This is a genomic window from Mycobacterium sp. E2733 (assembly GCF_001667585.1).
Taxonomy (GTDB): Bacteria; Actinomycetota; Actinomycetes; order Mycobacteriales; family Mycobacteriaceae; genus Mycobacterium.
This window is the reverse complement of record NZ_LZJZ01000097.1, coordinates 1-10,367: the sequence shown is the minus strand read 5'-3', so window position 1 is coordinate 10,367 and position 10,367 is coordinate 1. Positions and strand designations below refer to the sequence as shown.

11 protein-coding genes are annotated in these 10,367 nt (G+C 67.5%); 3 read left to right on the top strand and 8 right to left on the bottom strand.

Annotated features, from left to right (window positions below; translation table 11 throughout):
* The 8 genes from A5678_RS18120 to A5678_RS18085 form a co-directional block, all read right to left on the bottom strand.
* Positions 1–980: ATP-binding protein (locus A5678_RS18120; protein WP_156746970.1), on the bottom strand; the 980-nt coding region annotated here is incomplete at its 3' end.
* Positions 981–1,283: 303 nt separating this feature from the next.
* Positions 1,284–2,315 carry an AAA family ATPase gene (locus tag A5678_RS18115; protein WP_068044803.1) on the bottom strand — a complete coding sequence of 344 codons (1,032 nt, stop codon included), beginning with the start codon at positions 2,313–2,315 and terminating at the stop codon, positions 1,284–1,286.
* Positions 2,316–2,602: 287 nt separating this feature from the next.
* Positions 2,603–3,838 carry a cysteine--1-D-myo-inosityl 2-amino-2-deoxy-alpha-D-glucopyranoside ligase gene (mshC, locus tag A5678_RS18110; protein ID WP_068044802.1) on the bottom strand — a complete coding sequence of 412 codons (1,236 nt, stop codon included), beginning with the start codon at positions 3,836–3,838 and terminating at the stop codon, positions 2,603–2,605.
* A 24-nt stretch (positions 3,839–3,862) separates the two neighbouring features.
* Positions 3,863–4,651 (bottom strand): 3'(2'),5'-bisphosphate nucleotidase CysQ, encoded by a 789-nt coding sequence (locus tag A5678_RS18105; RefSeq protein ID WP_068044800.1) that lies wholly within the window; start codon positions 4,649–4,651, stop codon positions 3,863–3,865.
* A 454-nt stretch (positions 4,652–5,105) separates the two neighbouring features.
* On the bottom strand, positions 5,106–5,921 hold the full coding sequence (locus A5678_RS18100; RefSeq protein WP_082945607.1) for an SCO1664 family protein: 816 nt from the start codon (positions 5,919–5,921) through the stop codon (positions 5,106–5,108).
* Entirely contained in the window at positions 5,905–6,492 is a 588-nt protein-coding gene (locus tag A5678_RS18095) for a DUF3090 domain-containing protein (protein WP_067946686.1), read from the bottom strand. Before A5678_RS18095 ends, A5678_RS18100 begins: the two co-directional genes overlap by 17 nt.
* 63 nt (positions 6,493–6,555) lie before the next feature.
* Complete coding sequence (locus A5678_RS18090) at positions 6,556–7,320, bottom strand: histidine phosphatase family protein (RefSeq protein ID WP_068044795.1); 765 nt, start codon at positions 7,318–7,320, stop codon at positions 6,556–6,558.
* 72 nt (positions 7,321–7,392) lie between these two features.
* Positions 7,393–7,695, bottom strand: a complete 303-nt coding sequence (locus tag A5678_RS18085; RefSeq protein WP_068044793.1) for a hypothetical protein — start codon at positions 7,693–7,695, stop codon at positions 7,393–7,395.
* A gap of 125 nt (positions 7,696–7,820) precedes the next feature.
* On the opposite strand from A5678_RS18085, the gene A5678_RS18080 reads away from it, so the two are divergent.
* The 3 genes from A5678_RS18080 to A5678_RS18070 are packed head-to-tail and all read left to right on the top strand — an operon-like array spanning position 7,821 to position 10,233.
* Positions 7,821–8,873, top strand: coding sequence for a YncE family protein (locus A5678_RS18080; RefSeq protein WP_231983709.1), 1,053 nt, complete (start codon positions 7,821–7,823; stop codon positions 8,871–8,873).
* Complete coding sequence (locus A5678_RS18075) at positions 8,870–9,124, top strand: DUF5703 family protein (RefSeq protein ID WP_068044789.1); 255 nt, start codon at positions 8,870–8,872, stop codon at positions 9,122–9,124. The genes A5678_RS18080 and A5678_RS18075 overlap by 4 nt, the downstream gene beginning before the upstream one ends.
* Positions 9,125–9,150: 26 nt before the next feature.
* The gene (locus A5678_RS18070; RefSeq protein WP_197502186.1) at positions 9,151–10,233 is read left to right on the top strand and encodes a quinone-dependent dihydroorotate dehydrogenase; all 1,083 of its coding nucleotides are present in this window, start codon (positions 9,151–9,153) and stop codon (positions 10,231–10,233) included.
* The last annotated feature ends 134 nt before the right edge of the window (positions 10,234–10,367 follow it).

The window sequence follows — 10,367 nt, the reverse complement described above, 5'->3', positions numbered from 1 at the left end:
GCTTGTGCCAGTTGGCCGTTGAGTTGCCGTGAACGCACCACGCCGGCATGCCGAAGCGCCGCCTCACCGATCACCGGATCGTTCAACTGCGCCAGCGTCTGCGAGCCATCAGCAAGCAACTGAATCAAACCACGATGCTCCAAACGCGCCGCCGCGCCAGCATCGCAAATACTCCGCAGGATCTCCCACTCCAACAACTCCGCGGTAGCCAAAACCTCAACAACCTCCAACTCCTCAGGAGTCAAAGATTGCAACCGAAAACCCAACAACTCATAAAGCTCACGATCTGCCTGCAGCGCACCCCGCAACCGCCAGCAGCCCTCCACACACACCAAAGCCCCACTCTCGCGACCCGCACTCAGCAAGCCACGCAACAACACCAAATTCCCCCCACTGCGCTCAAACAACTCATCAACCAACCGCGCCTCAACCACCCCACCAAGCACCGCCCCGGCCAACTCAGCGGTCTGCTCACGCGTGAACGGATCAACATGCACCGTCAGCAACAACCGCTCCTTGATCAACGCAGTCACCGCATCAAAAACCGGCTCACCCGACCGAATCGTCACAATCAACCGCGCACTACGACTGGCCGCCAACTGACTAACCAACGTCGCCGACAACGGATCAAGCAACTGCGCATCATCAACCACAACCACCAAATTCTCATCCTGCTCCAACGTCTTATGCGCAGCCGCCAACATCAACGCCGGCTCATGAGCCACCCCCAAACTCACCACCCGAGAAAACGCACCCAACGGCACAGCAGAACCCGTCTGAGTGCCCAGCGCAAACCGCACCGTCCACCCCACCGACTCCACACTCTTTGCCAACATCCGGGCCAACGTCGACTTACCCACCCCACTATCGCCAACCAACGCGACCCCTTGAAACTCCCCATCCCGCAACGCTGCCAACGCACGACGAAACTCACCATCACGCGCCACTATCGACCACGCACACTCACTATCCCGCCGCATCAGACGCCTACCTAACTCGGCGGGCGCATCGCGTCCCGCGTTCACACAAAGTACGGACCACCCGTGAGGGTTGGACGTCCGCGACGAATGGGCGACTGGCATCGGGCTGCGGCGACCGATGCCGGCGCTCCCCTGGGGGCAAACCGACTCGCCGGGCCCCCAAAAAACCGCTTGTGTCAGGCGGCACATGGGTCGTACCGCGACTGCCTCGGCCGGCCAAGGCGGTGCTTGCCGACCTCGAACCCGGTAGAGCTGAGTGCCTCCTACTTGCTGTGGGGCTTTCCGCGGACACCGGCTGCAGCCTTAACAACCACTTCGATGTCTGGCAGCGGATCGCTTCATATCGCGAAGCGGCCTAGCCGTGCCCGGCTGGCCAGATCGGGTGATGCGGCGCGAACCCGTGTATGGCTCCGCTTTCCGAAGAGCTCCTGCGAGAACGCTTTTGGTTTCACACGTGCGGACTTCTTCCGCCTTGCGGAGCGTCGATTCACGCATGACCGGGTGAGGCTGGCGCGCCGCGGAGCGTGTTCGCCGCGGAACCGCTCGGACGGCACCGCCACGATCGACGTGTGCCACCTCCTCCGCCGCATCGAGAATCCCTATCGCCTCCCGGCCCTCGGGCGTCGAGCATTGGCGGTCTAATTGCGGTACACCTCGAACTTGCCAACCGTCTTCGGTGCGCACCAGCACGCACCTCTCGCCCGATGCGCTCAACAGACCGCGAATCACGCGCGGATTGCCGGCACTCTGGCGATGCAACTCGCTGATAAGACAGTCCTCGATGGCGCCGCCGAGGACGGTCCGGGTGAGTTCCGCCGTCTGCTGCCAGGTGAACGCGTTGATGCGCAACGGAAGCAACATCCGCTCTTCCCATAGGGCTCTCACCGCCTCAGGCGCCGCACCGCCCGACCGGATCGTCACGATCAATCGCGTATTCCCTTGTGCTGCAAGCTGATAGACCAGCAACGCCGACAACGCGTCAAGTAAGTGGGCGTCATCGATGACGAGCACCAGGTTCTTCTGCTGCTCAAGAATTCGTTGTGCCGCGGCCAGCATCGCTGCGTGTTCGCTTGCCGTGTCGACCGTCAGCCAATAGCAAAACGCGCCCAACGGCACGCTGCTGGCGGTTTCGGTACCCAGCACAAATCGAGCCATAATTCCGCGTGGCTCGACGGCCTCGGCCAAGGCACGAGCCAACGTCGACTTGCCGGAGCCGCCGTCGCCCAGGAGAACGACGCCTCGAAATCGTTGATTCCCTTTGAGCGCCGCGAGGGCCAGGCCGAACTCGTTGGCGCGGCCTACCAACGGCCACTCCGACCCGCTATCCGTTTGCACTGGCAACCCCGCATTCTCAGCAGACCCCTTCCGCTCAATATATTCCCGTGTTAGCGTTTCAGCAAACGCATCTTAGGCAGCTAAAATTAACATATGTGAAAGTTATACACGAGTTGAACAGGTATTTTACGCTTCTGCCGATTCCAGGTGAACTGCCCCAGCAAACTTGATGCGGTAACCGGAATTGCGCGACTTCAGGCGCCTGTGCTCGCCGAAGTGTCGCGGAGCCACGGCGGAATACGCCATTTGAAACGGTTCTCACCGCCGGCGACGTCGCGTCGCCGCACTCACAGTCGCACGCCGAGCAGCGCGTCGATCGCGGTTGCCACCAGCTTCGGTGCCTCGCGGTCGTGGCCGCCGTACTCGAGCGCATCGGTTGCCCAACCATCAAGCGCGGAAAGCGCTTTGGGAGTGTTCAAGTCGTCGGCCAGGTATTGGCGCACGCGCGCGATCACGTCGGCTGCGTCCGGGCCGGTAGACAATCCGGTCGCCGCGCGCCAGCGCCGCAGCCGTGCGTTGGACTCGTCGAGCACTTGCTGGCTCCAGAACCGGTCCGCTCGGTAGTGCCCCGCCAGCAGTCCCAGTCGGATAGCCGGCGGCTCGACGCCCTGCGCCCGCAACGTCGACACAAACACCAGATTGCCGCGACTCTTCGACATTTTTTGCCCGTTCCAGCCGATCATGCCGGCGTGCACATAGTGCCGGGCAAACCTTCGTTCGCCCCGAACACACTCGGCGTGCGCGGCGGTGAACTCGTGATGCGGGAAGATCAGGTCGCTGCCCCCGCCCTGGATGTCCAGGCCGCTGCCGATGCGGCTCAGCGCGATCGCCGCGCACTCCACGTGCCAACCGGGCCGCCCGTCGCCGAACGGTGACGACCAGCTAGGCTCCCCCGGCCGGGCGGCGCGCCACAGCAGGGCGTCCAACTCGTCGCTCTTGCCTGGCCGCTGCGGGTCGCCGCCGCGCTGCTCGAAGAGTCGCAGCATGGTTTCGCGGTCGTAGCCGGACTCGTAGCCGAACTGCGGGGTGGCGTCCGCCCGGTAGTACACGTCCGGGTAGTCGCCGTCGACGACGTAAGCCGCCCCCGACGCCAGCATCTTCTCGACGAGCTCGACCACCTCTGGGATCGCCTGGGTGGCCGCAACGTAATCGCGCGGCGGCAGGACCCGCAGCGCCGCCATGTCCTCGCGGAAGCGCGCGACCTCACGATCGCCGAGCTCGCGCCAGTCGACGCCGTCGCGGTCGGCGCGCTCGAACAGCGGATCGTCAACGTCGGTGACGTTCTGCACGTAGTGCACGGAGTGGCCGAGATCCAGCCACTGCCGGTAGACGAGGTCGAAGGTCAGATATGTGGCCGCATGACCGAGATGGGTGGAGTCGTACGGCGTAATGCCGCAGACGTACATAGTTGCCGTCGAGCCGGGCGCGACCGGGCGCACCTGCCGGTCGGAGGTGTCATACAGCCGGAGCTCGGGCCCGCGACCCGGCACCACCGGGACCGGTGGAAACTCCCACGACTGCATGCCACTGACTCTAAACGCGGTGACCTAGCGCCACGCGTCGCGGATGGCAGCGAGCAGGATCGGCGCCACCTCGGCGCGGCACATCACGAAGTCGGGCAGGTACGGATCGAACTGGTTGTAGCGCATCGGCGAGCCGTCCAGGCGTGAGGCGTGCATGCCGGCGGCCATCACGACCCCGGCCGGCGCGGCCGAGTCCCACTCCCATTGGCCGCCCGCATGCAGGTAGGCGTCGACGTCGCCGTCGATGATGGCCATCGCCTTGGCGCCCGCCGAACCGATGGCCACCGGCTGGATCGCCAACGACTGGCGCATGCGGTGCAGCACGAAGGGCGGCCGGGTGGCGCTGACAGCGATGCGAAACGTGTGGGGTATGCCGACACGCGCGGTGTCGGCGGTCACGGTGTCCGTGCGGTACACCGTGTTCCCGCGGGCGGGCAACGACACGGCGGCGTCAGTGATCTCCCGCTGGCCGTTGGTGGGGCGCTGCCACAGCGCGATGTGCACCGCCCAGTCGTCGCGGCCCGGCGTGGAGAACTCACGGGTGCCGTCCAGCGGGTCGATGATCCACACCCGGTCGTGCTTGAGCCGGACCAGGTCGTCGTAGGCCTCCTCGCTGAGCACCGCATCGTCAGGGCGCTCGGCCCGTAGCCGCCGCAAGATCAGCTCGTTGGCCAGGGTGTCCCCCGCGTCGCCCAACGCCCAGGGATGACCGAAGCCGATCTCGTCGCGCACTTTCAGCAGCAGCTCCCCCGCGTCCGCGGCGAGTTCGGCGGCCAGCGCGGCGTCGGTCAGCTCATCCGGGCCCTGGCTCACCGGTTCAGTATCTCCGACGCCCGTACACGCCTCGGAAGGCCGGGGGCGGCGACCGGTCCCCCGCAAGCGGGAGGTGCCCCCAGCGCCCGGCTACGCCGCGCTTGCCATCGCCTCGGAAGGCCGGGGGCGGCGACCGGCCGCGCCCGGCTACGCCGCGCTTGCCATCGCCTCGGAAGGCCGGGGGCGGCGACCGGCCGCGCCCGGCTACGCCGCGCTTGCCATCGCCTCAGAAGGCCGGGGGCGGCGACCGGCCGCGCCCGGCTACGCCGCGCTTGCCATCGCCTCAGAAGGCCGGGTTCGGCGTGCGGCCGCGCCCGGCTACGCCGCGCTTGCCATCGCCTCGGAAGGCCGGGGGCGGCGACCGGCCGCGCCCGGCTACGCCGCGCTTGCCATCGCCTCGGAAGGCCGGGGGCGGCGACCGGCCGCGCCCGGCTACGCCGCGCTTGCCATCGCCTCAGAAGGCCGGCCACGGAATGGGTCGGTGCCGGTTGGGTCCCGGCATCACCGGATCGTTCAGCAGCGCGTGCGCGCGCCTGCGCAGCGCCGCGATCTCCGCCCGCGTGATGTGCTCGGCCAGTTCATCGCTCAGCGAGCCGGCCAGGGCATCGGTGAGCCCGGCCACGGCCTCCAGCATTTTCTCGTCGACCGGCTTGTTGGCCCAGCCCCAGAGCACCGTGCGCAGCTTGTTCTCGACATGCAGGCAGACACCGTGGTCGACGCCGTAGATGTGGCCCTCAACGTCGCGCAGCACATGGCCGCCTTTGCGGTCGGCATTGTTGATCAGCACGTCGAACACCGCCATCCTTCGCAGCCGGATGTCATCGGCGTGCATCAAGACGACCTCGCCGCCGGCGTAGTCGTAGGCGCGCAGCACCGGCAGGTAACCGGGCCGGGGTTGGTTGGCGGGAAACAGGTCGACCAGGTCGGGGCCGGGCCTCGGATCGGAGTCGGCCGCGTCGCCCGGCTGGTCCACCCAAAGCTGCAGCATGCCCGGACCGGCCGGCCCGTGACGAATCACCGTGTAAGGCACGATGTTCCAGCCCAACTGCGTCGACACGAGGTACGCCGCGAGTTCACGACCGGCCAGCGTTCCGTCGGGGAAATCCCACAGCGGGGCTTCGCCGGAGACCGGCTTGTAGACGCAGTGCACGGTCGACTCGCCGAGCGTGGACTCGCACAAGAAGGTGGCGTTGCTGGCTGAGCGGATGCGTCCGATGACCGTCAGCTCGCCGTTGCGCAACACCTCACGGTCGTCAGGCCTCAAGTTCATCGTCAGGCCCGAGCAGCGCGCTGCGCCTATAGCCGTTGGCGCGCGCGCAGATATGGCCCTCCGGATCCAACGGTTCGTCGCACAGCGGACACGGCGGGCGGCCCGCTGAGATGACGCGGTTCGAGCGTGTGGCGAACTGCCGCGCCGATTCCGGCGTCAAGAACACCCGCACCGCGTCGGGACCCTCTTCGGTGTCGTCGAGCACCACCGAGGCGTCGAACTCGGCGTCGGTGACGGCCAGCAACTCGACCACCACGGTCTGGGCCTCCGAATCCCAGCCCAGGCCCATGGTTCCGACCCGGAACTCGGCGTCGACGGGGGTGATCAACGGATTTAGATCCTCGACCTCGGCGGGCTCCGGGGGGACCGGCGTGCCGAACCGGCGATTCACCTCGAGAAGCAGGGCGCCGATGCGCTCGGCCAGCACCGCCACCTGCTGCTTCTCCAGCACCACCGACACCACCCGGGCATCGTGCACCGCCTGGATGTAGAACGTGCGGTTTCCGGGCTGACCAACGGTCCCGGCCACGAAGCGGTCGGGTGTGCGGAAGACGTGAATTGCGCGGGCCATGGCACCTCCAAAATACCGGCTGTTGCCTTCGCCGTGCGATTCGATTGCCCCGCGAGAGCTGAATTAATCAGTCGAGCCACCGACCACCGCGTCGCCGGACGCCACGGACGCGGCCGGCTGTTCGGTTGGGGCCGCCTGAGACTCACCGTCGGTCGTCGCCTTCGCCTCATCCTGGGGCTCGTCCTTGGGCGGTGGCCCGGCCCGCAGCGCCGCAGCCAACTTCGCACCGGTGTGGTTGACGTGCAACACAAACGGACGCAGCTCGGTGTACCGGATGACACTGACCGACGCAGGGTCGGCGGTGACCCGCTGGAACGCGTCCAGGTGCATGCCGTAGGCGTCTGCGACGACCGCCTTGATGACATCACCGTGAGTGCAGGCCACCCACAGGGCGTCGCCGCCGTGCTCTGCCGCCAGCCGTCGATCGTGTTCACGGACGGCGGCCACGGCGCGGGCCTGCACCTGCGCCAGTCCCTCGCCGCCGGGAAACACCGCCGCGCTCGGGTGGGCCTGCACGACTCGCCACAGCGGCTCGCCGGCCAGCTCGGCGATCTTGCGGCCGGTCCAGTCCCCGTAGTCCACTTCGGCGAGCCGGTCTTCGATGAGCGGCTCGAGGCACAGCGCTTCGGCGAGCGGCTCGACGGTGCGCAGGCAGCGCAGCAGCGGGGAACTGATCAGCCCGCGGATGGACAGGTCGCCAATCCGGTCGATCAGCCCGGCGGCCTGATCGCGGCCCTTGTCGTCCAGGTCGACCCCCTCGGAGCGGCCGGCGAGGACGCCGGCGGTGTTCGAGGTGGAGCGACCGTGGCGCAACAGGATGACCGTCATGCCGCGGTGTCCAACGGAGACGTCGCCCAAACCACGATCACGACCGTACCCGGTGCGGGTGCGGGTTCCTGATCAGCGCGGGACCGGCACCGCGTGCGCCACCGAGTCACGAACAGCGGCTATCAGGCTGCGCTCGTCGGAGACGTCGATGTCGACCAGGCTGCGGATTGCCCTGGCGACCACCTCTTCGGCCTGGGGAACTGGCCCGGCAAGGCGGGGTCGGTAAATCTCGACGACGAGCGAACGGTGCTCGATGTGGAACGAAAAACTGCGTCCATCACCAACTTGTCCATAGCCGCTGGCGAATATTCCTGTCGACAGGTCTTCGACAGCAAACTCTTTTTCCGCGATATGCCGGTCAACGGTGACGGCCATGGCCCGACCATACCTCGCCCGCGGGACTTGATGTAGGCGACATGGCCATATTGGATGCGAAGGCGTTCCTTAATATCCGCAGTGCATGATCGTTACGCGAGGGAAAATAATTGCTGTCATCGCACTTGCGCCGCCGAGCCACAGCTCACCGCGGTTTGCTCGGCGTCGCGCTTTTGCTGGGCGCAGTCGCGGGATGTTCGTCCAATACATTCAAATCCGCGCCGCCCACCATCGAACCGGCCGTGGCCGCCGTGTCACCGCCCGTGTCGCAGAACCCGGCCGGCCGCGTGCTCCCGCTGGCCGTCCACGCCACCGAGGCCGCGTTCGACGGCGGCACCCACCAGCTTGCGGTGCTGGCGCCCGCCGCGGGCCCAGCGGGGCCGGCCACCGTCACCGTCTTCGGTGACCCCAAGGCCGCACCGCGCGTCGTCACCCTGCCCGGGCCGGCGACCGCGCTCACGGGCGACGGCCACGGCACGCTCTTCCTGGCCGGCCGGGGCGGCTATGTCGTGGCCGACCTGACCACGGGCCGCGCAAGACAGGTGAACGTCACCGACGCCCAGCAGGCCGACTTCACCGCGGTCGCCCAACGTGCCGACGGCAAACTCGTGATGGGCAGCGCCGACGGAGCCGTCTATACCCTTTCCTCGCTGACACCGGGCACCGTCGGCACCGCGACCGTCGGCAGCCGGACCAAGATCTTCGCTCGCGTCGATTCGCTTGCCACGCAAGGGAATACAACCGCAGTCCTGGACCGGGGACAAACCTCGGTGACGACGATCGGCGCCGACGGTCAAGCCCGCCAGGCGCTGCGGGCGGGCGAAGGCGCGACCACCATGGCCGCGGACCCGTGGGGCCGGGTTCTGGTCGCCGACACCCGGGGCGGCCAGCTGCTGGTGTACGGCGTCGACCCGCTGATCTTGCGGCAGGCCTATCCGGTGCCGCAGGCGCCATACGGTCTGGCCGGCTCCCGCGCGTTGAGCTGGGTAACCCAGACCGCTTCCAATATCGTGATTGGTTACGATCTGTCCACCGGAATTCCCGTCGAAAAGGTGCGTTACCCAACCGTGCAGCAACCGAACTCACTGGCATTCGACGAAACGTCAGACACCCTCTACGTGGTGTCGGGGTCCGGTGCGGGGGTTCAGATCATCGAACACGCGGCGGGTAAGCGTTGACCGCGCCGCGTAGAAGTCAGTTGCCCGCGGGCTGGGACACCGAACTGTCCGACGAATACGAGTGGGTGCCGCTGCGCCTGCCGCCTGAGGTGACCCGCCTCAACGCGTCCATCCGGTTGTCCATCGAGGCCGAATACCGGGGCTGGGAGTTGACCCGAGTGCGGCTTTACAACGACGGCAGCAGACGAGTGTTGTTGCGCCGCAAGAAGTCCCGGCTGAACAACCGGCGACCCGACCAGCCGCAACTGTGACGGTGACCCGACCGCGCAAAGGCTTGGTGTACGGCCTGGTGCGACGGCTGCTTTTCCTGGTCCCGCCCGAGCGCATCCACACGCTGATTTTCGCGGTGCTGCGCGGCGCCACCGTCCTCGGCTTCAAACGGCGGCTGTTGCACCGGCTGCTCGCCCCCACCGATCCGGTGCTGGCGAGCACCGTGTTCGGCGTGCGGTTTCCGGGCCCGCTCGGGCTGGCCGCCGGCTTCGACAAGGACGGCAAGGGGTTACTGACCTGGGGCGCTTTGGGGTTCGGGTACGCCGAGGTCGGCACGGTTACCGCGAACGCGCAGCCTGGCAACCCGTGCCCCCGCTTGTTCCGGTTGCCCGCCGACCGCGCCCTGCTGAACCGGATGGGTTTCAACAACCTCGGCGCCGGCGCACTGGCGATCCAGCTCGCGCGCCACCGACCCGATATCCCGATCGGGGTCAACATCGGCAAGACGAAGACCACGCCGGCCGCCAACGCCGCGGACGACTACCGGGCCAGCGCACGCCTGGTCGGGCCGCTGGCGTCTTATCTGGTGGTCAACGTCAGCTCGCCGAACACGCCCGGCCTGCGTGACCTGCAGGCCGTCGAGTCGCTGCGGCCCATTCTGTCGGCCGTCCTCGCCGAGACGTCGAAGCCGGTGCTGGTGAAGATCGCGCCCGATCTTTCCGACGCCGATCTCGACGACGTCGCCGACCTGGCTGTCGAGCTGGGTCTTGCCGGGATCGTCGCCACCAACACCACGGTGTCGCGTGAGGGTCTTCGGACGCCGGGGGTCGACGCGCTGGGCCCCGGCGGCATCTCCGGGCCGCCGGTGGCGCGCCGCGCCACCGAGGTGCTGCGCCGGCTCTATCAGCGGGTCGGCGACCGCCTGGTGCTGATCAGCGTCGGCGGCATCGAAACGGCCGACGACGCGTGGGAACGGATCACCGCGGGCGCGTCGCTGCTGCAGGGCTATACCGGCTTCATCTACGGAGGAGGCTTGTGGCCCAAGCGCATTCACGACGGTATCGCGCGCCGGCTGCGCGACGGCGGGTTCGCTTCGCTCGGCGATGCCGTCGGCTCGGCGGCGCCCAAGGCCGGCGGCGCGGCGAGTTAAGCCGCCCCTTCTTCGTCGGCCTCTTCGTCATCGTCGTCTTCGGCCAGGACCTTCTCGGGGTGGTGGAAGGTGTTGGTGCGGGGTTGTCCGCGGTCCTGGTGGGGCGGTGGGATCCATTCGATGTCGCCGTTGGC